This is a genomic window from Pseudomonas sp. 1121_17 (genome assembly GCF_052850745.1).
Genome location: NZ_VXCX01000010.1, coordinates 125720 through 149258, shown reverse-complemented (window position 1 = coordinate 149258; position 23539 = coordinate 125720). Strand labels below are relative to the sequence as shown.

The 23539-nt window shown below is 61.0% G+C and carries 25 protein-coding genes and 1 other RNA gene; 7 read left to right on the top strand and 19 right to left on the bottom strand.

What is annotated here, in order from left to right; genetic code table 11:
- Positions 1-3 precede the first annotated feature (3 nt).
- From mraY to rsmI, 9 genes are all read right to left on the bottom strand, one after another.
- Positions 4-1086 (bottom strand): phospho-N-acetylmuramoyl-pentapeptide-transferase, encoded by a 1083-nt coding sequence (gene mraY / locus FW789_RS18285; protein WP_103438476.1) that lies wholly within the window; start codon positions 1084-1086, stop codon positions 4-6.
- Positions 1086-2453, bottom strand: a complete 1368-nt coding sequence (locus FW789_RS18280; RefSeq protein ID WP_207073200.1) for a UDP-N-acetylmuramoyl-tripeptide--D-alanyl-D-alanine ligase — start codon at positions 2451-2453, stop codon at positions 1086-1088. Before FW789_RS18280 ends, mraY begins: the two co-directional genes overlap by 1 nt.
- A complete protein-coding gene (locus FW789_RS18275) occupies positions 2446-3933 on the bottom strand; it encodes a UDP-N-acetylmuramoyl-L-alanyl-D-glutamate--2,6-diaminopimelate ligase (RefSeq protein WP_446431834.1) in 1488 nt (495 codons plus the stop codon). The genes FW789_RS18280 and FW789_RS18275 overlap by 8 nt, the downstream gene beginning before the upstream one ends.
- Positions 3933-5681: a peptidoglycan D,D-transpeptidase FtsI family protein gene (locus FW789_RS18270; protein WP_340612192.1), complete on the bottom strand. Its 1749-nt coding sequence runs from the start codon at positions 5679-5681 to the stop codon at positions 3933-3935. The genes FW789_RS18275 and FW789_RS18270 overlap by 1 nt, the downstream gene beginning before the upstream one ends.
- Positions 5681-5974, bottom strand: coding sequence for a cell division protein FtsL (gene ftsL / locus FW789_RS18265; RefSeq protein ID WP_101321996.1), 294 nt, complete (start codon positions 5972-5974; stop codon positions 5681-5683). The genes FW789_RS18270 and ftsL overlap by 1 nt, the downstream gene beginning before the upstream one ends.
- Positions 5971-6918, bottom strand: coding sequence for a 16S rRNA (cytosine(1402)-N(4))-methyltransferase RsmH (gene rsmH / locus FW789_RS18260; protein ID WP_103438479.1), 948 nt, complete (start codon positions 6916-6918; stop codon positions 5971-5973). Before rsmH ends, ftsL begins: the two co-directional genes overlap by 4 nt.
- On the bottom strand, positions 6915-7370 hold the full coding sequence (gene mraZ, locus FW789_RS18255; RefSeq protein ID WP_101321998.1) for a division/cell wall cluster transcriptional repressor MraZ: 456 nt from the start codon (positions 7368-7370) through the stop codon (positions 6915-6917). Before mraZ ends, rsmH begins: the two co-directional genes overlap by 4 nt.
- 308 nt (positions 7371-7678) lie before the next feature.
- Positions 7679-8038: RNase P RNA component class A (rnpB, locus tag FW789_RS18250), an RNA gene on the bottom strand.
- Between the two features lie 67 nt (positions 8039-8105).
- Entirely contained in the window at positions 8106-8981 is an 876-nt protein-coding gene (rsmI, locus tag FW789_RS18245) for a 16S rRNA (cytidine(1402)-2'-O)-methyltransferase (RefSeq protein WP_446431833.1), read from the bottom strand.
- 187 nt (positions 8982-9168) lie between these two features.
- Between rsmI and FW789_RS18240 the strand changes: the two genes are divergently transcribed.
- From FW789_RS18240 to FW789_RS18220, 5 genes are all read left to right on the top strand, one after another.
- A complete protein-coding gene (locus tag FW789_RS18240) occupies positions 9169-10983 on the top strand; it encodes a penicillin-binding protein activator (protein ID WP_446431832.1) in 1815 nt (604 codons plus the stop codon).
- On the top strand, positions 10983-11354 hold the full coding sequence (locus tag FW789_RS18235) for a YraN family protein (protein ID WP_103438482.1): 372 nt from the start codon (positions 10983-10985) through the stop codon (positions 11352-11354). The genes FW789_RS18240 and FW789_RS18235 overlap by 1 nt, the downstream gene beginning before the upstream one ends.
- An 88-nt stretch (positions 11355-11442) precedes the next feature.
- Positions 11443-12036: a phosphoheptose isomerase gene (locus FW789_RS18230; RefSeq protein WP_101322002.1), complete on the top strand. Its 594-nt coding sequence runs from the start codon at positions 11443-11445 to the stop codon at positions 12034-12036.
- Complete coding sequence (locus FW789_RS18225; protein ID WP_101322003.1) at positions 12033-12611, top strand: BON domain-containing protein; 579 nt, start codon at positions 12033-12035, stop codon at positions 12609-12611. The genes FW789_RS18230 and FW789_RS18225 overlap by 4 nt, the downstream gene beginning before the upstream one ends.
- A gap of 61 nt (positions 12612-12672) precedes the next feature.
- Entirely contained in the window at positions 12673-12891 is a 219-nt protein-coding gene (locus FW789_RS18220; RefSeq protein ID WP_101322004.1) for a YgdI/YgdR family lipoprotein, read from the top strand.
- 52 nt (positions 12892-12943) lie between these two features.
- Here the strand turns inward: FW789_RS18220 and FW789_RS18215 are convergent, their stop codons facing one another.
- The 7 genes from FW789_RS18215 to rplM form a co-directional block, all read right to left on the bottom strand.
- Positions 12944-13375 carry a ClpXP protease specificity-enhancing factor gene (locus FW789_RS18215; protein ID WP_181107751.1) on the bottom strand — a complete coding sequence of 144 codons (432 nt, stop codon included), beginning with the start codon at positions 13373-13375 and terminating at the stop codon, positions 12944-12946.
- Between the two features lie 10 nt (positions 13376-13385).
- Complete coding sequence (locus tag FW789_RS18210; RefSeq protein ID WP_101322006.1) at positions 13386-14009, bottom strand: glutathione S-transferase N-terminal domain-containing protein; 624 nt, start codon at positions 14007-14009, stop codon at positions 13386-13388.
- A 118-nt stretch (positions 14010-14127) separates the two neighbouring features.
- Positions 14128-14907, bottom strand: coding sequence for a cytochrome c1 (locus tag FW789_RS18205; RefSeq protein WP_446431831.1), 780 nt, complete (start codon positions 14905-14907; stop codon positions 14128-14130).
- Positions 14907-16118, bottom strand: a complete 1212-nt coding sequence (locus tag FW789_RS18200) for a cytochrome b (RefSeq protein ID WP_101322008.1) — start codon at positions 16116-16118, stop codon at positions 14907-14909. The genes FW789_RS18205 and FW789_RS18200 overlap by 1 nt, the downstream gene beginning before the upstream one ends.
- Complete coding sequence (gene petA / locus FW789_RS18195) at positions 16118-16711, bottom strand: ubiquinol-cytochrome c reductase iron-sulfur subunit (protein ID WP_101322009.1); 594 nt, start codon at positions 16709-16711, stop codon at positions 16118-16120. Before petA ends, FW789_RS18200 begins: the two co-directional genes overlap by 1 nt.
- 262 nt (positions 16712-16973) lie before the next feature.
- Positions 16974-17366 carry a 30S ribosomal protein S9 gene (gene rpsI, locus FW789_RS18190; protein ID WP_101322010.1) on the bottom strand — a complete coding sequence of 131 codons (393 nt, stop codon included), beginning with the start codon at positions 17364-17366 and terminating at the stop codon, positions 16974-16976.
- 14 nt (positions 17367-17380) lie between these two features.
- The gene (rplM, locus tag FW789_RS18185) at positions 17381-17809 is read right to left on the bottom strand and encodes a 50S ribosomal protein L13 (RefSeq protein ID WP_103438485.1); all 429 of its coding nucleotides are present in this window, start codon (positions 17807-17809) and stop codon (positions 17381-17383) included.
- Between the two features lie 261 nt (positions 17810-18070).
- On the opposite strand from rplM, the gene FW789_RS18180 reads away from it, so the two are divergent.
- Positions 18071-19111 (top strand): NADP(H)-dependent aldo-keto reductase, encoded by a 1041-nt coding sequence (locus FW789_RS18180; protein WP_103438486.1) that lies wholly within the window; start codon positions 18071-18073, stop codon positions 19109-19111.
- 241 nt (positions 19112-19352) lie between these two features.
- Positions 19353-20249 carry a GlxA family transcriptional regulator gene (locus tag FW789_RS18175; RefSeq protein ID WP_446431855.1) on the top strand — a complete coding sequence of 299 codons (897 nt, stop codon included), beginning with the start codon at positions 19353-19355 and terminating at the stop codon, positions 20247-20249.
- A gap of 39 nt (positions 20250-20288) precedes the next feature.
- On the opposite strand, the gene zapE is transcribed toward FW789_RS18175, so the two are convergent.
- The 3 genes from zapE to FW789_RS18160 all read right to left on the bottom strand — a co-directional run bounded on the left by zapE (position 20289) and on the right by FW789_RS18160 (position 23477).
- The gene (gene zapE / locus FW789_RS18170; protein ID WP_103438487.1) at positions 20289-21383 is read right to left on the bottom strand and encodes a cell division protein ZapE; all 1095 of its coding nucleotides are present in this window, start codon (positions 21381-21383) and stop codon (positions 20289-20291) included.
- Positions 21384-21466: 83 nt separating this feature from the next.
- Positions 21467-22816: a tryptophan--tRNA ligase gene (locus FW789_RS18165; RefSeq protein WP_411562628.1), complete on the bottom strand. Its 1350-nt coding sequence runs from the start codon at positions 22814-22816 to the stop codon at positions 21467-21469.
- A gap of 25 nt (positions 22817-22841) precedes the next feature.
- Complete coding sequence (locus tag FW789_RS18160; RefSeq protein WP_103438489.1) at positions 22842-23477, bottom strand: alpha/beta hydrolase; 636 nt, start codon at positions 23475-23477, stop codon at positions 22842-22844.
- Positions 23478-23539 lie beyond the last annotated feature (62 nt).

Here is a 23539-nt window from a genome sequence, read left to right as displayed (position 1 = left end):
CATCTACCTCAGCTTCAGGGTGGCAAGGCCGACCAGCACGAGAATCACGGTGATGATCCAGAAACGGACAATCACCCGTGGCTCGGGCCAACCCTTGAGTTCAAAGTGGTGGTGAATCGGCGCCATACGAAACACCCGCTTGCCGGTCAGCTTGAAGGAGGCGACCTGGATCACCACCGACAGGGTTTCCATGACAAACACACCGCCCATGATGAACAGGACGATTTCCTGACGAACGATGACGGCGATGGTGCCCAGGGCAGCGCCCAGCGCCAGTGCGCCGACGTCGCCCATGAACACCTGAGCCGGATAGGTGTTGAACCAGAGAAAGCCCAGGCCGGCACCGATCAACGCGCCGCAGAACACGATCAGCTCGCCAGCGCCTGGCACATAAGGGATCAACAGGTATTCAGCGAACTTCACGTTACCCGACAGGTAACAGAAAATCCCCAGCGCGCCGCCGACCATGACCGTTGGCATGATCGCAAGGCCGTCGAGGCCGTCAGTCAGGTTGACTGCGTTGCTCGAGCCGACGATGACGAAATAGGTCAGCACCACGAAACCGATGCCCAGGGCGATGGTGACGTCCTTGGCGAACGGTACGATCAAGGTGGTTTCGACGCTGGTCGGCGCGGTCATGTAGAGGAACACCGCCGCGCCCAGGCCGAACACCGATTGCCAGAAGTACTTCCAGCGGCTTGGCAGGCCACGCGAATTTTTCTCGATGACCTTGCGGTAGTCGTCGACCCAGCCAATCGCGCCGAACAACAGGGTGACGATCATCACAACCCACACGTAGCGGTTGCTCAGGTCAGCCCAAAGCAAAGTACTGATGGTGATTGCAGACAGGATCAACGCGCCGCCCATGGTCGGTGTACCCGACTTGGACAGGTGCGATTGCGGACCATCGTTGCGCACTGCCTGGCCGATCTGACGGATCTGCAGGGTGCGAATCATCCAGGGGCCCAGCCACAGCGACAGCGACAAAGCAGTCAGAACGCCCAGAATCCCGCGCAGGGACAGGTACTGGAAGACCGCAAAGCCTTTATGGAACTGCTGTAGATACTCAGCCAACAGCAAAAGCATTAATGTTTCTCCCCGCTGACACCGCACAGTGCAGCCACGACGTTTTCCATCGCAGCGCTGCGCGAGCCCTTGATCAAGATTGTGGTGTCGCTGGCGGTTTCGCTGCTAACAGCGTCGATCAGCTCAGCCTGAGTTGCGAAATGTCGGCCTTCGGCGCCAAACGCCCGGACCGCATGAGTCATGTTGCTACCTACCGCGTACAAGGCATCGACCTTGTCGCGTGCGTAGTCGCCCACCAGCTGGTGGCCTTCCTGCGCCCATTGACCCAGTTCGCCGATATCCCCGAGCACCAGAACGGTGCGTCCGGAAAAGCCGGCGAGTATATCAATGGCCGCACACATCGAGGTGGGATTTGCGTTGTAACTGTCGTCGATCACACGCACGCCATTGGCAGTGATCTGCGCGACCGTACGGCCCTTGACCGGCTGCACCGCGTTCAGGCCAGCGGCAATACCGGGCAAGCTCACGCCCAAGGCATGGGCAGCAGCCGCTGCAGCCAGGGCGTTGCTGACGTTGTGGGTGCCGAGCAGATTCAACTGCACCGCCACCGAACCGGCGGCACTATGCAAGGTGAACGCCGGGCAGCCACGGGCATCGCGACCGATATCGCTGGCGTAAAAATCCGCCTGCGGGTTGTTCAGCGCGAAGCTCAGCACGCGTTTGTCGCCAGCACGTTTGTGCCAGATGGCAAACGCCTTGTCGTCCAGGTTGAGCACCGCAGTGCCGCCCTCGCCCAGGCCTTCAAGAATCTCGCCCTTGGCCTCGACGATTTTTTCCGGGCCGCCAAACTCGCCAACGTGGGCGGTGCCGGCGTTGTTGAGGATGACCACCTGAGGCTGGGTCAGGCCAACGGTGTAACGAATCTCGCCGAGGCGCGACGCACCCAGTTCGATGACCGCCGCGCTGTGCTCACTGGCAATTTCCAGGAGGGTCAGCGGTGCACCCAGATCATTGTTGAGGTTGCCGCGGGTCGCCAGCACCTGGCCACGGGTGCGCAGGATGCAGGCAAGCATCTCTTTCACAGTGGTCTTGCCGCTGGAGCCGGTGATGGCTGCTACTGGCTTGTCGAACCCGGCACGGTTGAGCGCGCCGAGTTGACCCAGCGCCACACGGCAATCAGCGACAACCAGTTGCGGCAGATCGACGCCCTCGACCTCACGTTCGACCAGCGCCGCGACGGCGCCCTTGGCCTGTACATCAGCCAGGTAATCATGGCCATCGAAGCGCGGGCCGGTAAGGGCAACGAACAGTTGGCCGGCGCCGACGCTGCGGCTGTCGATGCTGACGCCATCGAAGCTGACATCGCTGCCAACCAGGCGCGCCTGCAGCGCTGCGGTCAGTTGGCTCAGGCTCAAGGGCTTAAGCATGTGGGCTCCCCCAGGTTGCCAGGGCTTTCTCGGCTTCAACCAGATCGGAGAACGCATGGCGCTCACCGTGAATTTCCTGATAGTCCTCGTGGCCTTTGCCAGCCAGCACGATCACGTCGTCGGCCGCAGCAGAGGCGATCAATTGCGCGATCGCGGCGCCGCGGCCAGCAACGAAGCTGACTTCTGACGGTTTGGCAAAGCCCGGGCGAATATCGTCGAAGATGGCCGCAGGCTCTTCAGTGCGTGGATTGTCGTCAGTGACCAACACGCGGTCAGCCAGTCGCTCGGCGACTTCAGCCATCAACGGGCGCTTGCCGCGGTCACGGTCACCGCCGCAACCAAACAGGCACAGCAGTTTGCCGTGGGCGTGTGGGCGCAGGGCTTCGAGTACTTTTTCAAGGGCATCCGGGGTGTGCGCGTAGTCGACCACCACCAGCGGTTTGTTACCGCCGCCCAAGCGCTGCATACGGCCGACCGGCCCTTGCAGGGTTGGCACGACCTTGAGAATTTCGTCCAGCGAATAATCCAGCGACATCAGCGCGGCAATCGCGGCGAGCACGTTGCTCAGGTTGAAGCGACCGAGCAGTTGGCTGCGCAGTATCCTTTCACCCTGTGCCGTAACCAGCACCGCACGCACGCCGTCGTCGTCGAATTTGGCTTCGCGGCAGTACAGCGAAGCTTCTGGATTTTCCAGGCTGTAGCTGAGCAAGCGAGTCTCGACGTGATCGGCGATTGGCTTGCGAGCAAAGTCCTCGGCCAGCCGCCGACCGAACTCATCATCCAGATTGACCACCTGGCTACGCAGGTTCGGCCAGGCAAACAGCTTGGCCTTGGCCGCTTCATACGCCTGCATGCTGCCGTGATAATCGAGGTGATCACGCGACAGGTTGGTCATCACGGCGATGTCGAAGGCCAGCGCGGCAACGCGGCCTTGTTCCAGGGCATGCGACGATACTTCCATGGCCACGGCTTTGGCGCCGGCTTTTTTCAGGTCGTACAGGGTTGCCTGCACTGCAATCGGGTCAGGCGTGGTCAAGCGGCCGCTCTGCAGCGCGCCGGAGAAACCGGTGCCCAGCGTGCCGATCAGGCCGCAGCGTTGGCCGAGGGCGTCCAGCGCCTGCGCCAGCAACTGGGTCACGCTGGTCTTGCCATTGGTGCCGGTGACGCCGATCAGGTTGAGCTGACGGCTCGGTTCACCGTAGAAACGCCCGGCAATCTCCGACAGCTGCGAGATCAGGCCCTTGACCGGAATCAGTGCAACGTCGGTCAGCGGCAGCACAGTGGCGCCCTGCTCTTCATAAGCGACGGCAGCCGCGCCGCGCTGCAAGGCGTCGGCGATATGGTCACGACCATCGACCAGCGCACCTGGCACGGCCAGGAACAGATCGCCCGGGCGCACGGCCCGGCTGTCCAAGGTCAACTCGCGGATCATCGGATCGCGGCTGGCATGGGCAAACAGCTTGCTCAATGGCATCGTCATCAACCACGCCCTCCTTTGGCTACGGCGGCATTCACTTGCGCCGGTACGGTAGGCGCAACGGGTGCAGGCGGAGGCAGGTTATCTGGTGGTACGTTCATCAACCGCAGGGTCCCGGACATGACTTTGCTGAATACCGGTGCCGAGACCAGGCCACCGAAGTAGCCGCCTTTGCTCGGCTCATCGATGACCACGACAATTGCGTAACGCGGATCGCTCATCGGGCCGAAGCCTGCGAACAGCGAGCGGTAGGCGTTTTCGGTGTAGCCCTTGGAGCCGACGGTGGCCTTACGCGCCGTACCGGACTTGCCACCAACGTGATAGAACGGCACCTGCGCACGGTACACACCGCGCGGGGCTTCGATCACCTGCTGGAGCATGCCCTGAATGGTCTCGGCGGTTTCCTTGGGCACCACTTGGGTGAAGTCAGGGGTCTTGTCGACCTTGACGATGCTCAACGGCACCATCTTGCCGTCGTTGGCCAGTGCGGCGTAGGCGTGTACCAGCTGCAATGCGGTCACGGACAGGCCGTAGCCATAAGACAGGGTCGCAGTCTCGGCCTTGCGCCATTCGCGGTGGTTAGGCAGGTTGCCGACGCGCTCGCCAGGGAAGCCCAGGCCGGTGTACTGACCCAGACCCAGCTGCGACATCACCCGGTAGATGGCTTCGCCGCCGATGTCGAAGGCGATCTTGCTCATGCCGACGTTACTGGAGTTGATCAGGATGCCGGTCAGGTCGAGCACCGGGCCCTCGCTGCGCGAAACGTCCTTGATCGTGTAGCGACCGATCTGCAGGCTGCCCGGATACACTTCGACCTTGTCGGTCGGCTTCCAGCGGCCACTCTGCAATGCAGCGCTCATCGACAGCGGCTTGACCGTCGAGCCTGGCTCGAACACATCGATGATGGCCCGGTTGCGCATCGCGGCCGGGACCATGCTGCGGCGGTTGTTCGGGTTGTAGGTAGGCTGGTTGACCATGGCCAGCACTTCGCCGGTCTTGACGTCCATGATCACCAGGCTGCCGGCCTTGGCTTCCTGCTCGGCAATGGCGTTGCGCAGTTCGCGCGTAGCCAGGTACTGCAGGCGCAGGTCGATCGACAACGCCAAGGTCGAACCGGCCTTGGCGTTTTTGGTGACCTGAATGTCTTTGATCAAGCGGCCACGCCGGTCCTTGATTACCTGGCGCTTGCCAGGCACGCCGGCGAGCCATTCGTCATACGCCAGCTCGACCCCTTCGCGACCGTGGTCGTCAAGGTCGGTAAAGCCAACCATGTGTGCGGTGACATCACCGGCTGGGTAGAAGCGGCGGAACTCCTCGAGGCCGTACACACCCGGCACTTTCAGGTCGAGCACCTGCTGGCCTTGCTCAGGGGTAAGCCCGCGCACCAGATAGATGAATTCTTTGTTGGCCTGCTGGGTCAGGCGCTCGGTCAGTTGCTGCGGATTTTGCCCAAGCACAGCCGCCAGTTGCGCCCAGCGCTCCTTGTACGGCTGCATTTCCTTGGGATTGGCCCACAGCGTAGTGACTGGCGTGCTGACCGCCAATGGCTCGCCGTTACGGTCAGTGATCAGCCCCCGGTGTGCCGGAATCTGAATGTGGCGCAGGCTGCGCGCGTCGCCCTGGCCCTTGAGGAAGGCACGGTCGACGACCTGCAGGTCGATGATGCGCCAGCAGATGGCACCGACCATCAGCGCCAGCAGGCCGATCACGACGCGGAACCGCCAAGGGTAGAGTGCGCCTTCGAGTTTCATCATGGCGCCACCATCCGCACTTCGTCGGCGGCCGGAACACGCATTTTCAGCTGTTCGCTGGCCAGGCTTTCGATGCGGCTGTGGGCAGTCCAGGTGCTCTGCTCAAGGATCAGCCGGCCCCATTCTGCCTGCGCCTTGTCACGCTCGTTCAGCTCGCCGAACAAGGTGTTGAGCAATTGCCGGTTCCAGTGCGCGCTATAGGACACCGCCACCGCTGAAACCAGCACAGCAATGAACAGCAGCAGCATCAGCGAGCTGCCGCCGGGCAATGGCTTGGCGAAGAGCTTGCTCAACGGAGCTTCTCCGCAACGCGCATGACCGCGCTGCGTGAGCGGGGGTTGGCCTTGAGCTCGGCTTCGGAGGCGAACTGCGCCTTGCCGATCAAGCGCACTTTTGGCTCGAAGACGGTGTGCTGCACGGGCAGGTTGCGCGGCAGGTTGTCCGCCTCGCCCTTGACCAGCTTGCGCATGAACAGTTTGACGATGCGGTCTTCCAGCGAGTGGAAGCTGATCACCACCAGGCGGCCACCGATCTCCAGAGCCTCCAGCGCAGCCTCAAGGCCCGTCTCCAGGTCACCAAGCTCGTTGTTGACGTGGATGCGCAGACCTTGGAAGGCGCGGGTCGCGGGGTTCTTGCCCTTTTCCCAAGCCGGGTTGGCGACCTTGAGCACTTCAGCCAGGTCGGCCGTGCGGGTGAACGGCTGCTTTTCGCGGCGCTCGACCACGGCCCGGGCCATACGCCCGGAGAAGCGCTCTTCACCATACTGCTTGAATACGCGGGCGATCTCTTCAGCCGGGGCGGTGGCGATGAACTCGGCGGCGCTGATGCCTTGCGCAGGGTTCATGCGCATGTCCAGCGGGCCATCGTTGAGGAAGCTGAAGCCGCGCTCGGGGTCATCAAGCTGCGGTGAAGACACGCCCAGGTCCAGTAGCACGCCGCTGACCTTGCCGGCCAGGCCGCGCTCGGCTACTTCTTCGCCCAGCTCGGCAAAGCTGCGCTGCACAATGACGAAGCGGCCGTCTTCGGCCGCCAGCGCTTGCCCCGTGGCAATCGCTTGTGGGTCTTTGTCGAACCCGAGTAGCCGCCCCTGCGGCCCCAGCTTGCTGAGGATCAGGCGGCTGTGGCCACCGCGGCCGAAGGTACCATCGAGGTAGCAGCCATCGGCGCGCAGGGCCAGTGCCTCGACAGCTTCGTCGAGCAGCACGGTGATGTGGTTGAAGCCGCTATCTATGGTCACAGGATCAGGTCACGCAATTCGTCAGGCAAAGCGCCCGGTTGTTGAATAGCTGCAAGATCGTCTGCCGAAACCGCGTTCCAGGCATCCTCATCCCACAGCTGAAATTTGTTCAGCTGCCCCACCAACATCGCCTTCTTGTCTAGATTGGCGTACTCACGCAGGCGCGGCGGTACCAGAAAACGGCCACTGCCATCGAGCTCCAGGTCTACCGCATTACCGATCAGCAAGCGCTGCAGGCGGCGGTTTTCCTCACGCAACGACGGCAAGGCACGCAACTTGGCTTCTATCTGTTCCCACTCATCGAGGGGATATACACATAAGCAGCGATCGACTGCATCGATGGTCACGATCAACTGGCTCTGGCAACGCGAATCCAACTCGTCACGGTACCGACTCGGCATGGCGAGTCTGCCCTTTGCATCAAGGCTGACGGCATTGGCTCCGCGGAACACGGCTGCGATTCCCCACAATGTTATCGTTTTTGGGGCAGAAAACCCACTTCAACCCACTTTCTGCCACTTGCGCACACTATAGGAATCCGCCCGGTACACCGTCAAGGCGCGCTCGTAGGGAAATCCCTTACACAGCGGAGATTTAGCTCAACAAAGAGATGAAGGAAGATAAACAGAGGGAAAAATGGCGGGCAAAAAATGTGCGAACTCAGTCAGATAGCGACCAAAGTTAAAGTGATTTATTAAGAGTAAGATTTTTTCGATATTACCAAGGTGCTTCTGCTGTCGATTACAGCAGGGAGGGAGAGGTGGAGAGTCGATCTATAAGCCGGGTTTTGTCGAGGACAGTCATTCCTCTACGACGGCCATCACTGGACGCCTCTAGCAACCTACCCGGTTCCGACGCGGGCCACGCCTAATGGAACCCTATTTGGTCTTGCTCCGAGTGGGGTTTACCTAGCCACGAACTGTTGCCAGTCGCGCGGTGCGCTCTTACCGCACCTTTTCACCCTTACCGGCACCGAAGTGCTTAGGCGGTTATTTTCTGTGGCACTTTCCGTAGGCTCACGCCTCCCAGGGGTTACCTGGCACTCTGCCCTATGGAGCCCGGACTTTCCTCCCCCCTCTTTTGCGGAACAAAAGAAGGCAGCGACTGTCCAATCGACTCTCCGCCGACAAGGGTAACGTCAGGCGCGCTCAAGAACAAGCTTTAGAGCAACAGGATGTCGCTAATGCTCAATCGGCTTTCTGCTTTTCCAGGGCCGCCTGGTACAGCAGGTTCTTGCGCACCCCGGTAATTTCCGCAGCCAGCGCCGCTGCGCGCTTGAGCGGCAATTCCGCCAGCAGCAAGTCCAGAACGCGCTGCGCCTCGGTGCTGATCTCCTGCTCGTCTTCGGGCGCACTCCAGCCACCCACCAACACCACGCATTCGCCGCGCTGCTGATTACTGTCGGCGGCAACAAACGCGTGCAACTCGCCCAGCGGCAGGCCCTTGAGTGTTTCGAACGCCTTGGTCAGCTCACGCCCAAGCAGCGCCGGGCGGTCCGCACCGAACACCGCCTGCATGTCATCGAGGCATTCCAGAATGCGGTGTGGGGCCTCATAGAAGATCAGCGTGCGCGGCTCTTCCTTGACCTGTTCCAGGCGGGCACGCCGCCCAGCAGTCTTGGCAGGCAGAAAGCCTTCGAAGATAAACCGGTCAGACGGCAGGCCAGCGGCCGACAACGCAGCAATCAGCGCGCAGGCGCCGGGCACCGGCACCACTTTCACGCCGGCAGCGCGAGCCTGGCGCACCAGGTGATAACCCGGGTCGGAAATCAGCGGCGTGCCAGCGTCAGAGACCAGCGCAATATCGTCCCCCGCCAGCAAGCGAGTCAGAAAACGCCCGCCCTCGTCGCGTTCATTGTGCTCATGGCAGGCAGCCAGCGGCGTGTTGATACCGAAGTGCTGCATCAGGCGAATTGAATGGCGGGTGTCTTCGGCAGCGATCAAGGCTACATCCGCCAGCACCTTGAGCGCGCGGGCACTCATGTCATCGAGGTTGCCGATCGGCGTGGCCACCACGTACAGCGTGCCTGTGGTGGATTTCGAAGCCCCTGCTACATCTGTCACTGCGCGCACCTGTCTTTCGGATCAAAGGCGCCATTGTAGCCCGAGCACCGGTAACAGGGCGCAAACATCTTCACCGGCGGCCCGCTTCGAGCGACCTATAGTGAAGGTTGCACATCAGCGACATCGCGCCCCGGCCAGTGGTTGGGTACAATCGTCGGCCAACCAGATCGAGTAACAGGACTTTTACATGATCGCTTGTCTGCGGCTGCTCACAGCCCTCTGCCTAGCTGCCTTGCTGGCAGCTTGCGCAAGCTCGCCCTCATCCAGCCTGGGCGAACTCCCGCGCACCCCGGACGCCAGTATCGAGCAACTGCTCGACCAGGCAGCCACCAGCAAGTCGCCCGAGGACGCAGCCCTGCTGCGCCTGAGCGCTGCCGACCTGGCCTACAAGCAAAAGGACTATCCACGCGCAGCGCGGATTCTCGAGCAGGTGCCACTGGACCCGCTCAAGCCTGCACAGCAGGTGTTCGCCAGCACCTTGAGCGCTGAGCTGGCCATGAGCCGCAACCAGCCCAAAGCTGCCCTGACCGCCCTCGCCCACCCTAGCCTGCAGCGTCTGGGCGAGATGCCGGCTGAGCTGCAAGTGCGCACCTACAGCGTGCATGCCGCCGCCCTCGAAGCCGATGGCCAGACCTTGGCCGCAGCGCAGCAGCGGGTGCAACTGGCGCCTTTGCTCAGTGGCCAGGCTGCCAGCGCCAACAACGACACGATCTGGGCACTGGTCGCTGCCTTGCCTGCCGAGCAGCTGCAATCGACTGGCAACGACACCCTGGCCGGCTGGACCAGCCTGGCCCTGGCGGTAAAAAGCGCCGGCACGCTGGAGCAGCAACAGGCTGCGATCGACGCCTGGCGCAACCAGCATCCAGAGCACCCCGCCGCCAAGCAACTGCCGACCGCGCTGACCAAGCTCAAGGAACTGGCCAGCCAGCCCCTGACCAAGATCGCCCTGCTGCTGCCTCAGGAAGGCTCGCTGGCCGGCGTCGCCCGCGCCCTGCGTGACGGTTTCATGGCCGCACATTTCCAGGCCCAGCAGACAGGCCAGCAGGCACCTGCGATCCAGGTCTATGACAGCTCGCGGATCAGCTCGCTGGACGATTTCTACCGCCAGGCTCAGGCCGATGGCGTGCAACTGGTAGTCGGCCCGCTGGAAAAACCGCTGGTGAAAAAGCTCGCCGCCTACCCACAGTTACCGCTGCCGACCCTGGCCCTGAACTACGCCGAAGCCGGCCAGAGCGCACCGCCGCAGCTGTTCCAGTTTGGCCTTGCGGCAGAAGACGAAGCCCGTGAAGTGTCGCGCCGTGCACGCGCCGACGGCCTGGTCCGCGCTGTTGCACTGGTGCCGAGCGGCGAATGGGGCGACCGCGTGCTGTCCGCCTTCCGCAAGGACTGGGAAAGCAACGGCGGCACCCTGCTGGCTGCCGAGCGCATCGCCCAGCCGGTCGCCCTCGCTCAGCAAATCGCCGAGCTGTTCCAGCTGCGCCAGAGTGAAGGCCGTGCCAAGAGCCTGCAAAGCACGGTCGGTGGCAACATTGCCGCACAGCCGTCACGCCGTCAGGACATCGACTTCATCTTCCTCGCTGCCACGCCGCAGCAGGCGCAACAGATCAAGCCGACGCTGAACTTCCAGTACGCAGGGGATGTGCCGGTCTACGCCACCTCCAACCTGTACAGCGCCAGCGGTGACGTCAACCAGTACAACGACATGACCGGCATCCGCTTCTGCGAAACGCCGTGGCTGCTCGACAGCAGCAACAGCCTGCGCCAACAAGTCGTGCAGCAGTGGCCGCAAGCCGCTGGCAGCCTTGGTCGACTTTATGCGATGGGCGTTGATGCGTATAGCCTGGCACCGCGTCTGGGCCAACTGAAAGCACTGCCTGACAACCGCGTACAGGGCCTGTCCGGCAGCTTGAGCATGAACCCGAGCCAGCGCATCGAGCGTCAACTGCCATGGGCAGAGTTCGCCGGCGGCCAGGTCAAACGCCTGCCGGACACGCCGCGCTGATGCAGGCGGCATCGCCTGGTCGCGCCGGCCAGGATGCTGAGGACTACGCCCTGGAGTATCTTCTGGGGCAAGGTCTGCAGTTGCTGGCGCGCAATTGGCGATGCAAGGGAGGCGAGCTTGATCTGGTCATGCTCGACGCCGATACAGTAGTATTCGTCGAAGTCCGCTATCGGCTGCACGCAGACTTCGGTGGCGCCCTCGGCAGTATCGATGGGCGCAAGCAGAAACGCCTGGCGCTGGCCGCCAGCATGTTTCTGCACAAGGAGTTCCGCTGGGCCAATCACCCCTGCCGCTTCGATGTCATCGCTCTACAAGGCAGCGGCCATGCAGGGCAACCGCTGCAATGGCTGAAAAACGCCTTCCAATGCTGAACCCACTGCGAATTTTTTGCTCTATGTTTCGCGGGCTGGTCCCTGTTGCGCGTCGCACGGGCCACCGCCCCTCTTAAGGTCACACCAGATGGACATGCAATCCCGAATTCGCCGGCTGTTTCAGGCCAGCATCGACACCAAGCAACAGGCAATGGACATGTTGGCGCCGCATATCGAGCAGGCCAGCCTGGTCATGGTCAATGCCATGCTCAATGAGGGCAAGATGCTCGCCTGCGGCAACGGCGGCTCAGCCGGCGATGCTCAGCATTTCTCGTCCGAGTTGCTCAACCGTTTCGAGCGTGAGCGCCCGAGCTTGCCGGCGATCGCGCTGACCACCGACAGCTCGACGATCACCTCGATTGCCAACGATTACAGCTACAACGAAGTATTCTCCAAGCAGATCCGCGCCCTCGGCCAGCCCGGCGACGTGCTGCTGGCGATCTCTACCAGCGGTAACTCGGCTAACGTGATTCAAGCGATCCAGGCAGCACATGATCGTGAAATGATTGTCGTAGCAATGACTGGGCGCGACGGCGGTGGCATGGCCTCGCTGCTGCTGCCCGAAGATGTCGAGATTCGCGTACCGTCGAACGTGACTGCGCGCATCCAGGAAGTCCACCTGCTGGCGATCCACTGCCTGTGTGATCTGATCGACAGCCAACTGTTCGGGAGTGAAGAATGATCCCCAAGCGTTTTGGCCTGATGGCCCTGACTCTGTGCCTGAGCCTCTCCGGCTGCAGTTCGGTATTGACCTCTACCCGCGACAATCCTATCGAGGACGATCGCGGCACCCGCACCATCGGCAGCAAGATTGACGATTCACTGATCGAAACCAAGGTCTCGGTCAACATCGCCAAGGCCAACCCTGACCTGGACAAAGGCTCGCACATCGTTGTCAGCAGCTATAACGGCGTTGTCCTGCTGGCCGGGCAAACCCCGCGTGCCGACCTCAAGAGCCTCGCCGAGCAGACCGCCGGCCAGGTGCAACGGGTCAAGAAGGTGCATAACGAAATCCAGGTGATGCAGCCGTCTTCGATTCTGGCGCGCAACAACGACGCCTGGCTGACCACCAAGATCAAGGCGCAGATGCTTGGCGACGCCAATGTGCCTGGCTCGCGCATCAAGGTCATCACCGAAAACGGTATCGTCTACCTGCTCGGCCTGGTTACCCAGGGCGAAGCCAACGCCGCGACCAGCGTGGTGCAAAGCGTTTCCGGCGTGCAGAAAATCGTCAAACTGTTCGAATACATCGACTAAGTCGCACCCGGCGGGAGGGCTGCGTCCTCCCGCCCTCCTCACCCGATCCAGGAAATACTCCATGACCAAGTTTCTGCTGCCCGCGCTGCTGATCGGCGCCTGTGCATCCCTGGCTGGCTGCTCCAGCCCGAGCATCATCACCCTCAATGATGGCCGTGAACTGCAGGCATTGGACCAGCCCCACTTCGATCGCGCTTCTGGCTTCTATGAATTCGAACAGCTGGACGGCAAGCGCACGCGCATCAACAAGGATCAGGTTCGTACCATTACCGACCTGTAATTGCTGATCTAACGCTTACAAAAAAGGCGATCCTCTCGGATCGCCTTTTTCGTTACTTGACCACCTTCAGACTCGGTCGTCCGCTTGGACGCGGCGGCTGGCCACCACCTTCGGGCGGGCCGTCGTTATCCGGCTCGTCAACTTCATCCTCAAGCTCTTCATCATCCAGCAGCGAAGGCTCAAGCTCGAACACCATGCCCTGACCGTTCTCGCGGGCGTAGATGCCCAGGATCGCGCCGGTGGGCACGAACAACGAATGCGCGACGCCGCCGAAGCGGCCTTCAAAGCTCACTGCGTCGTTATCCATGTGCAGGTTGCGCACCGCACTGGGCGACACGTTCAGGACAATCTGACCATCACTGGCGAAGCCCTGGGGCACCTGGACGGCCGGAAACTCGGCATTGACCAGCATATGGGGCGTGCAATCGTTGTCGACGATCCACTCGTACAGTGCTCTAACCAGATAGGGGCGACTGGAGTTCATCAACGGCTCCTTAAAGCTTGCGCATTTCACGTTCAGCAGCAGACAGGCTCGCCTGGAATGGCTCGCGGGCGAACTGTCGCTCCATATAATCAAGCAGCGGCTTGGCTTGCCGCGGCAGTTCGATACCCATTACCGGCAAACGCCAGAGTATGGGCAGTAGACAACAATCGACCAGGCTTTGCTCATCACTCATGAAGCAGGCCATCTCGGCAAACAATGGCGCAACCCCGGTCAGGCTCTCGCGCAGTTCCTTGCGCGCCTTTGCCTGCGCAGCCTCGGTGCTGCGCTTGTCGAGCAGCACGTCGGCCAGCGAGCACCAGTCGCGCTGGATGCGGTGCACCAGCAGGCGGCTGTTGCCGCGTGCGACCGGATACACCGGCAGCAGTGGCGGGTGCGGATAGCGCTCATCGAGGTATTCCATGACTACGGTCGACTCGTACAGCGCCAGATCGCGATCAACCAGGGTTGGCACACTGGCGTAAGGGTTCACTTCAACCAGCTTGGGTGGCACACGCCCAGGATCGACGTCGATGATCTGCACGCTGACGCCCTTTTCGGCGAGCACCAGGCGGACCCGGTGCGAGTAATGATCAGCGGGATCGGAATAGCAGGCTAACCTGTTGGTTACGCCCATGCAGCGCCTCCTCGTGGGGATGCTTGTAAAACACAAATGCAAACGCGCCCTGAGGGGCCCAATGCAGTTGCACGGGGCGCCTCAGGGCGCGTTCAACTAACCAGAAACTACTGCGTGATCAGTGCACGTCCTTCCAGTATTCGCGCTTGAGCAAATAGGCGAACACGAAGAAGAAAGCCAGGTACAGCAACACATAGGTACCGATGCGCTGGCTCTCCAGTTTGACCGGGTTGGCCGAATAGGCCAGGAAGGTCACCAGGTTCTTGACCTTCTCGTCGAACTGCTCGGGCGTCAGGGTACCGGATTTCGGCTCGATGGTCAGCTGATCACATGCTTCATGGGTCAATGGGCTGCCCGTCAACGGGTCATATTGCTTCTTGCCGTCGACAACGCTCTGCACCTGCTTGCAGCCAATCACCTGATTACCCTGCAGGCCAACCAGCACGTTAGGCATGCCGACGTTGGGGAAGACCTTGTTGTTGACCCCGTATGGCCGCGAGTTGTCCTCATAGAAGCTACGCAGGTACGAGTACAGCCAATCGGTACCACGCACCCGCGCAACCAGGGTCAGGTCTGGCGGTGCAGCGCCGAACCAGGTCTTGGCGTCAGCCGGCTGCATGCCGATCTGCATGTGGTCGCCGATCTTGGCACCGGTGAACACCAGGTTTTCCAGCATCAGCTCATGGGGGATACCCAGGTCATCAGCGACCCGCTCATAGCGCTGAAACTTGGCGCTATGGCAGCCCATGCAATAGTTGGCAAAGGTCCGCGCACCGTCCTGCATGGCGGCTTTGTCACTCAGGTCGATATCGACCTTGTCCAGCTCCAGGCCGTGTTCCGCGGCAAAGGACAAGGCAGGCATCACTGCCAGGAACAGTACTGCAATAAGCTTTTTCATCAGCCAGTCACCCTTTCCGGAACCGCTTTGGTCTTCTCCAGCCTTGTGTAGAACGGCATCAGCAGGAAGTAGGCGAAATACAGCACGGTACAGACCTGCGACAGCAGGGTCCGCCCCGGCGTAGGTGCCAACACACCCAACACACCGAGAATCACGAAGCTGACGCAGAACACCAGCAGCCAGATCTTGCTCAGCCAGCCCTTGTAGCGCATGGAACGTACCGGGCTGCGGTCAAGCCAGGGCAACACGAACAACACGGCAATGGCGGCGCCCATGGCGATCACGCCGAACAGCTTGTCGGGCACCGCGCGCAGGATCGCGTAGAACGGTGTGAAGTACCACACAGGAGCAATGTGCTCGGGTGTCTTGAAGGCGTTGGCTTGCTCGAAGTTTGGTTTTTCGAGGAAGTAGCCGCCCATTTCCGGGAAGAAGAACACCACCGAACAGAACACGAAGAGGAACACCACTACGCCGACGATATCCTTGACGGTGTAGTACGGGTGGAACGGGATACCGTCGAGGGGAATGCCGTTTTCGTCCTTGTGCTTCTTGATGTCGACGCCGTCAGGGTTGTTCGAGCCGACTTCGTGCAGCGCCAGGATATGCAGCACCACCAGGCCGAGAATGACGATCGGCAAGGCCACCACATGCAAGGCAAAGAAGCGGTTCAGGGTGATCCCCGAGATCAGGTAGTCGCCGCGAATCCACTGGGTCAGGTCATCGCCGATCACCGGGATGGCGCCGAACAGCGAGATGATTACCTGCGCCCCCCAATACGACATCTGGCCCCAAGGCAGCAGATAGCCCATGAACGCTTCAGCCATCAGCGCCAGATAGATCAGCATACCGAACAGCCAGACCAGCTCACGCGGCTTCTGATAAGAGCCGTAGAGCAGCCCGCGGAACATGTGCAGGTAGACCACGATGAAGAACGCCGAGGCGCCGGTGGAGTGCAGGTAGCGCAGGATCCAGCCGTACTCGACATCGCGCATGATGTACTCGACCGAGGCGAACGCCTCCTCGGCCGAAGGGGTGAAACTCATGGTCAGCCAGACGCCGGTAACAATCTGGTTGACCAGCACCAGCAACGCCAGCGAGCCAAAGAAGTACAGGAAGTTGAAGTTCTTCGGCGCGTAGTATTTGCTCAGATGCTCTTCCCACATCTTGGTCGCGGGGAAGCGCGCATCGATCCAGTCCATGAACTTGCTCATCATGCGTTCTCCTGATCGACGCCGATGACGATGATGTCGTCCGTCTCGTATGAGTGCGGAGGCACTGGCAGGTTGAGAGGTGCCGGCTGGGACTTGTAGACGCGGCCAGCGAGGTCGTAGTGAGAGCCGTGGCAGGGGCAGAAATAGCCACCTACCCACTTGGGCCCAAGATCGACCGGCGCCACTTCAGGACGGAAGGTCGGCGAGCAGCCCAGGTGGGTGCACAGGCCAACCAGCAGGAGGATTTCCGGCTTGATCGAGCGCACCTCTGGGTCGACGTAAGTCGGCTGCACCGAGGCCTGCGATTCTGGATCAGCGAGTTCGCCGACGATTTTCTTGAGATTGCCGAGGATCTCTTCTGTGCGTCGCACGATGAATACTGGCTGCCCGCGCCACTCAGCAACCATCTGCTGGCCGGGTTCAATCTTGGCAATATTGACCTTCACCGGTGCACCGGCGGCTTTCGCCTTGGCACTGGGAAACCATGACCCCACGAACGGTACCGCAGCCCCCACAGCCCCCGCTGCACCCACCACGGACGTGGCGGCTACGAGGAAGCGGCGCCGGCCTGCGTTGACGCCGTCATTACTCATTCAGTCCTCTCCCATCAGCTGCTCTGGCCTGTTGAACCAGGCCTGTATTTTGTGAATGTCTGTGGCACTAAATTTTGGTCGCCATGGTAAGAAACAAATCCACACACTGACAAGGTGATTAGCCCCGGCCGGGCTACAACCCACGCTTTGCTTGATCTGCGTCTATAAGGCGACTCGCCACGGACATGCTGACAGGTTAGTTCAAGGCAAAAAAAAAGCCCGGTTCCAAGGAACCGGGCTTTTTTCGACTGCCGAAGCGAAATTAACGCTTGGAGTACTGAGGACGCTTACGTGCTTTACGCAGACCCACTTTCTTACGCTCGACTTCACGAGCATCGCGGGTTACGTAGCCAGCGCGACGCAGAGCAGGGCGCAGGGCTTCGTCGTAGGCCATCAGAGCGCGGGTGATACCATGACGGATCGCACCGGCTTGACCGCTGACACCACCACCGGAAACGGTGACGTAGATGTCGAACTTGGCAACGTTCTCGGTCAGCTCGAGCGGTTGACGAACAACCATACGAGCGGTCTCACGACCGAAGAAAGTGTCCAGAGGACGGTTGTTGATGGAGATGTTACCGGTACCTGGACGCAGGAAAACGCGAGCGGTTGCGGTCTTGCGACGGCCAGTGCCGTAATTTTGAGTCGCCGACATAATGAACTATCCCCTTAGATCTTCAGTTCTTGAGGCTGCTGAGCAGTGTGTGGGTGAGCAGCACCCGCGTACACTTTCAGCTTGCGATACATGTCGCGACCCAGCGGGTTCTTAGGCAGCATGCCCTTGACCGCGGTCTCGATGATACGCTCAGGGGCTTTAGCGATCAGCTTGTCGAAGCTGATTTGCTTGATGCCACCTGGGAAGCCGGAGTGGGAGTAGTACATTTTGTCAGTAGTTTTAGCACCAGTGACACGTACCTGCTCGGCGTTGATGACGACGATGTAGTCGCCGGTGTCAACGTGAGGGGTGTATTCAGCTTTGTGCTTGCCGCGCAGACGACGAGCGATTTCGGTAGCCAGACGACCCAGGGTCTGACCAGCGGCGTCGACGACGAACCAGTCGCGCGTTACTGTTTCTGGTTTAGCAGTAAAAGTTTTCATTATCTCTAAAGCCTCAGAGGCCGCCCAAGCAATAAAAAATAGACGGCGAATCTTACTGGATAGTGCGCAACTTGACAAGCAAGCACGCAGCCGAATACGGACGCTATTGGGGGCTCGGGTCGGGCACGTCCAATATCCGGCGGGTTTCTCTCGTAATGCAGTGCATCACTTCCGCAAAACGGAGAGGGGCAGGATTATCCAGATTGCAGAAAAAAATTCAACCTGCTTTTATGGTCTTTTTCGCCAGAGAGAAGCTTCCAGATGGAATACCGCAAGCTCGGCCGTACCGACCTCAACGTCAGCGCCCTGTGTCTGGGCACCATGACCTGGGGCGAGCAGAACGATCAGGACCAGGCTTTTGCCCAGATCGCCCGGGCCAAGGCCGGCGGGATCAACTTCATCGATACCGCCGAAATGTACCCGGTGCCGCCGCGCCCGGAGACCTACGCCGCCACCGAACGAATCATCGGTAACTGGTTCAAGGCCAACGGCGATCGCGACCAGTGGACTCTGGCGAGCAAGGTTGCCGGCCCGGGCAACGGCATCAGCCACATCCGCGACGGCCAGCTCAAGCACAACCGCCAACACATCATTGCCGCGCTGGATGCAAGCCTTGAGCGCCTGCAGACCGACCACATCGACCTGTATCAGCTGCATTGGCCAGAGCGCAGCACCAACTTCTTCGGCAAGCTTGGCTACCAGCACCTGCCGCAGGACCACTTCACACCACTGGAAGAAACCCTCGAAGTGCTCGACGAGCAGGTTCGTGCCGGCAAGATCCGTCACATTGGCCTGTCCAATGAAACGCCATGGGGCACGATGAAGTTCCTGCAACTGGCCGAGAGCCGCGGCTGGCCGCGGGCGGTATCGATCCAGAACCCCTACAACCTGCTCAACCGCAGCTTCGAGATCGGCCTGGCCGAAGTGGCGATACGCGAGCAATGCGGGCTGCTGGCCTACTCGCCGCTGGCATTCGGCATGCTTGCCGGCAAGTATGAAAACGGCGCCAGACCTGAAGGCGCGCGGTTGACGCTGTTCAACCGCTTTGCCCGCTACTCCAACCCGCAGACCGTCGCCGCCTGCAGCCGTTACGTGCAGATAGCCCGCGAGCATGGCCTGGACCCGGCCCAGATGGCCCTGGCGTTCGTCACCCGCCAGCCGTTCGTGACCAGCAACATCATCGGTGCGACCAGCCTTGAACAACTGGAAAGCAACCTCGCCAGCGCCGACCTGAACTTGAGCGATGAGCTACTGGCAGCCATCGAAGCGGTGCACCAGGATCAGCCAAACCCGGCGCCGTGATGCAGCCGTAACAAAGTGGCAGCGGGTCAGCCCGCTGCCGCAGCCAGCCGGATCGGGACGGGACGGGGTAGACACAATCGCCAAAAAATAAGACGATCCAGCCGGTGATTGACCACTCTACCCTATAAGAACAATGACAATGATGTTTACCCAACCCACCGCTTCACTGCGGCGCGTCAGCATTCTGGCCGTCGATAATGTGTTCGCCTCGACCCTGATGCAGGCCAAGGATTTCTTCCATCTGGCCAGCCTGCGCTACGGCAAGCAAATGGGCCTGGGCCTGCAACCGATGTTCGAAATCTGCCTGGTCAGCCCCGATGCTGCACCGGTGGACAGCTTCAGCAACGTGCAGGTGCCGGTAGACGGCGGCCTGGGCGATGCCGATGTGATCATCCTGCCGGCGTTCTGGGATGACTTCGACAACCTTCAGCAACGTTATCCGCAGGTCTTGCCATGGCTACGCGAGCAGCATGCGCGTGGCGCGGTGCTCTGTGGCGAAGCCAGCGGCGTGTACTGGCTGGCCGAAGCGGGCTTGCTCGATGGCAAGGAGGCTACCACCTACTGGCGCTTCTTCACTGACTTCGCCGAGCGTTTCCCGACTGTTCGGCTGAACCAGGACAAGCACCTGACCGATGCCGACAACCTATACTGCGCGGGCGGCGCGACTTCGGCCTGCGACCTGTACATTTACCTGATCGAGCGCTTCTGCGGGGCCAATGTCGCCCGCGCGGTAGCCCGCGACATCCTCTATGAAGTGCAACGTAACTACACCCCAGGGCGTATGGGTTTTGGTGGGCAGAAGCTGCATCAGGACCTGATCATCCTGCAGATGCAGCATTGGCTCGAAGAGCACTTCGCGGACAAATTCCGCTTTGAAGACGTCGCCCGCAACCATGGCATGAGCATTCGCAATTTCATGCGCCGGTTCCAGACGGCTACCGGCGACAAGCCCCTGCACTATCTGCAAAGGCTGCGCATCGAAACCGCCAAGGGTTTGCTGTCGAGCACCCGCAAGAGCATCAAGACCATCAGTTATGAGGTGGGCTACGACGATGCGAGCTTCTTTGCCCGGCTGTTCCGCCAGCATACCGAGCTGTCGCCGAACCAATATCGCCAGCAGTTCATGCAGGAAGCGTGAGCCGCATTGGGGCTGCCTTGCAGCCCCAGTCACATCGAATCAGGGCTTGTGCGCCCGAGACAGGAATTCGTGCGACTGCATCTCCAGCAAACGGCTCAGCGTACGCTGGAACTCGAAGCTCAGCCGCCCGCCGGTGTACAGATCCTTCAACTCAACCTCAGCTGAAATGATCAGCTTGACGTTACGGTCGTAAAATTCATCGACCATGTTGATGAAGCGCCGGGCGATATCGTCGGTAGCCACACCCATCTGCTCGACATTGCTCAGCAGCACGGCATGGAAGATCTTGCCCAGCTCGATGTAGTCGTTCTGGCTGCGCGGCCCGTCGCACAAGGCGCGGAAGTCGAACCAGGCGACATCGTCACAGGTACGCAGGGCGTGAATCTCGCGATTCTCGATCATCAGCACGTCGTTCTCGACCGCCTGCGTGCACTCCGGGGTCAGCGCCTTGAAGCTCTGGCGCAGGCTCTCGTGCGCAGCGGCATCGAGCGGGAAGTGGAACAGTTCGGCCTGCTCGAGGTGGCGCAGACGATAGTCGACGCCGCTGTCGACGTTCACCACATCGGTGTACTGCTTGATCATGGCGATGGCTGGCAGGAAGCGCGCACGCTGCAAGCCATCCTTGTACAGGCCGTCAGGCACGATGTTGGAGGTCGCGACCAGTGATACGCCGTTCTTGAACAGCTCTTCCATCAAGGTGCCGAGGATCATCGCATCGGTGATGTCGGAGACGAAGAACTCATCGAAGCAGATGACCCTGGCTTCGTTGGAGAAGCGCTTGGCGATCACCGTCAGCGGGTTCTTCTCGCCCTTGAGCGTGCGCATTTCTTCGTGCACGCGCTTCATGAAGCGGTGGAAGTGCGTGCGCATCTTCTGTTCGAACGGCAGCGCCTCATAGAAGGTGTCGACCAGATAGGTCTTGCCGCGCCCTACCCCACCCCAGAAGTACAAGCCCTTGACCGGGGCCTGGTCCTTCTTGCCGAACAGCTTGCCGAACACGCCGGGCTTGTTGTTCTGCGCCGCGACCAGGTCGTCGTACAGACGCTGCAGATGACGCACCGCTGTTTCCTGCGCCGCATCATGGAAGAAATCGGGACGTTTGAGATCTGCTTGATATCGTTCTAAAGGCGTCATAATTCGCTGGTGAGGTAACAAAAGCGGGCCGTCACTGTAGCGACGGGCCCGCATAATGGCAATCAGACTTGCGGCGAAATGCCTCAGTCGGCTTGTGGCTGGAGCGCTGCGTGCAGGGCTTGCACGGCAGCGTCGCGCGCTGATGCATCGGCAAACTGCGGGCCTTCCGCGACCTGCTCACCGTTCAGCCACAAGGCAAAGCTCAGGCCGTCGACGCGTACATCGGCTTCACCACCCTGCTGCAGCTGCTTGCTCACCGCACCGGCGCTCTTGCCGTCGGCGAAGCTGCGCGACAGCAGCAATTGCTCGCCATCGGCGGCCAGCAGGCGGAAGCGGAAGCTGCCGTCTTCATCACGGAAGCTGACAAAACGGGCGCTCTTGGCGGCCTTTTTCTTCACGTCGGTGCTGGCCTGGACACTGCTGCGGAACGAGCGCAGGCCGACCGCTTCGCGCAGTTGTTCAAGGAACGGCGTCGCGCTCTTGCGCGCCTTGGCCGCGCCGGCCAGAAGGATGTCTTCAAGGTCGGCAGGACGTGCGATCAGCTGATGATAATGCTCGCGAGGCGCGGCCAGTTGGCCGTCCAGCAGCTGGAACAGGCGCTGCTTAGCCTCGCCCCAGCCCAGCCCTTGCAGCAGCGCTTCATGTAGCTCTGCCGATTGCGCCGGTGTAGCGAACGCCTGGTACAGGGTGAACAGGTGCGAGCTGTCCGGGTCTTTCGCTTCGCCAGGGGCACGGGAGTCGGTGACGATGCGCGAGATGGCGTCTTTCATGTCCTTGGCGCTGGCGAACAACGGGATGGTGTTGTCGTAGCTTTTGGACATCTTGCGCCCATCCAGACCCGGCAGGGTCGCCACGCTTTCTTCGATCACCGCCTCGGGCATGGCGAAGAAGTCCTTGCCCTGGCCGAACAGGTGGTTGAAGCGCTGGCCAATGTCACGGGCCATTTCCACGTGCTGGATCTGGTCACGGCCAACCGGCACCTTGTGCGCGTTGAACATGAGAATGTCCGCCGCCATCAGCACCGGGTAGCTGAACAGGCCCATGGTCACGCCGGCATCCGGGTCTTCGCCGTTTTCCAGGTTCTTGTCTACCGACGCCTTGTAGGCGTGGGCGCGGTTGAGCAGGCCCTTGCCGGCGACGCAGGTCAGCAGCCAGGTCAGCTCAGGGATCTCGGGGATGTCGGACTGACGGTAGAAGGTGACCTTGTCCGGGTCGAGCCCGCCCGCCAGCCAGGTGGCGGCGATCTCCAGGCGCGAACGCTGGATGCGCAGCGGGTCATCGCACTTGATCAGCGCGTGATAGTCGGCCAGGAAGTAGAACGAGTCGGCACCGGGCTGCTGGCTGGCAAGGATGGCCGGGCGAATGGCGCCGGCGTAGTTGCCCAGGTGCGGGGTGCCGGTGGTGGTGATACCGGTAAGAATGCGCGTAGTCATGGGTAATCGCTTGATCAGGCTTGGCTCAGTTCGAGAGGCGCGGCAGTACCAGATCCTTCAGATCGGTCAGCTTGCCATGGAAAAAGTGTCCGCATTCTGCCACTTTCAGCAGCTCATGGGGGCGCGACAGGCTGTCGGACCATTCGTAAACCAGCTGGGGATCGACGACTTCGTCGGTGTCTGGCTGGATGACGGTCAACGGGCATACCTGCGGCAGCGGGAAGTCGTCATTCAAACGCATCACAGCAGGTGCGATCATGAACAGCTGCTGCAGCGTTGCGCCCTGGCTTTCCAGGCGCCCGGCAAGACTCGCGGCAACGAAACCGCCGAACGAGAAGCCCATCAACACCAGCGGCAGTTCGGGGTAGCTGGTCCGCACCCAGGCGGCGACGGCCTCGGCATCAGCCACTTCACCCGCGCCCATGTCATGGCTGCCAGCGCTTTGGCCGACGCCGCGGTAATTGAAGCGCAGCGTGTTGTAGCCAGCATCGCGAGCAGTGCGTTGCAGGGTCGAGACCACCTTGTTGAGCATGGTACCGCCCTGCACCGGATTAGGGTGGCAGATCAGCACTACGCCACGCGGCTCGGCCACTTCCAGCTGCAAGGCTTCCAGTTGGCCGCATGGGCCATCGATGAACAAGGGGGTTTCGCGGATAAGCAAAGCACTACTCCGTGACCTCGGAAGGGGTCGACTCGTCTAGCTGATGAATTCTGTTCTGAAAT

Bases quoted from the DNA above. Each gene is read 5' to 3' on its own strand.
- mraY (WP_103438476.1), bottom strand. From the start codon at position 1,086: ATGCTTTTGCTGTTGGCTGAGTATCTACAGCAGTTCCATAAAGGCTTT.
- FW789_RS18280 (WP_207073200.1), bottom strand. From the start codon at position 2,453: ATGCTTAAGCCCTTGAGCCTGAGCCAACTGACCGCAGCGCTGCAGGCG.
- FW789_RS18275 (WP_446431834.1), bottom strand. From the start codon at position 3,933: ATGACGATGCCATTGAGCAAGCTGTTTGCCCATGCCAGCCGCGATCCG.
- FW789_RS18270 (WP_340612192.1), bottom strand. From the start codon at position 5,681: ATGAAACTCGAAGGCGCACTCTACCCTTGGCGGTTCCGCGTCGTGATC.
- FW789_RS18240 (WP_446431832.1), top strand. From the start codon at position 9,169: ATGATCGCTTGTCTGCGGCTGCTCACAGCCCTCTGCCTAGCTGCCTTG.
- FW789_RS18235 (WP_103438482.1), top strand. From the start codon at position 10,983: ATGCAGGCGGCATCGCCTGGTCGCGCCGGCCAGGATGCTGAGGACTAC.
- FW789_RS18230 (WP_101322002.1), top strand. From the start codon at position 11,443: ATGGACATGCAATCCCGAATTCGCCGGCTGTTTCAGGCCAGCATCGAC.
- FW789_RS18225 (WP_101322003.1), top strand. From the start codon at position 12,033: ATGATCCCCAAGCGTTTTGGCCTGATGGCCCTGACTCTGTGCCTGAGC.
- FW789_RS18220 (WP_101322004.1), top strand. From the start codon at position 12,673: ATGACCAAGTTTCTGCTGCCCGCGCTGCTGATCGGCGCCTGTGCATCC.
- FW789_RS18215 (WP_181107751.1), bottom strand. From the start codon at position 13,375: ATGAACTCCAGTCGCCCCTATCTGGTTAGAGCACTGTACGAGTGGATC.
- FW789_RS18210 (WP_101322006.1), bottom strand. From the start codon at position 14,009: ATGGGCGTAACCAACAGGTTAGCCTGCTATTCCGATCCCGCTGATCAT.
- FW789_RS18205 (WP_446431831.1), bottom strand. From the start codon at position 14,907: ATGAAAAAGCTTATTGCAGTACTGTTCCTGGCAGTGATGCCTGCCTTG.
- FW789_RS18200 (WP_101322008.1), bottom strand. From the start codon at position 16,118: ATGAGCAAGTTCATGGACTGGATCGATGCGCGCTTCCCCGCGACCAAG.
- petA (WP_101322009.1), bottom strand. From the start codon at position 16,711: ATGAGTAATGACGGCGTCAACGCAGGCCGGCGCCGCTTCCTCGTAGCC.
- rpsI (WP_101322010.1), bottom strand. From the start codon at position 17,366: ATGTCGGCGACTCAAAATTACGGCACTGGCCGTCGCAAGACCGCAACC.
- rplM (WP_103438485.1), bottom strand. From the start codon at position 17,809: ATGAAAACTTTTACTGCTAAACCAGAAACAGTAACGCGCGACTGGTTC.
- FW789_RS18180 (WP_103438486.1), top strand. From the start codon at position 18,071: ATGGAATACCGCAAGCTCGGCCGTACCGACCTCAACGTCAGCGCCCTG.
- zapE (WP_103438487.1), bottom strand. From the start codon at position 21,383: ATGACGCCTTTAGAACGATATCAAGCAGATCTCAAACGTCCCGATTTC.
- FW789_RS18165 (WP_411562628.1), bottom strand. From the start codon at position 22,816: ATGACTACGCGCATTCTTACCGGTATCACCACCACCGGCACCCCGCAC.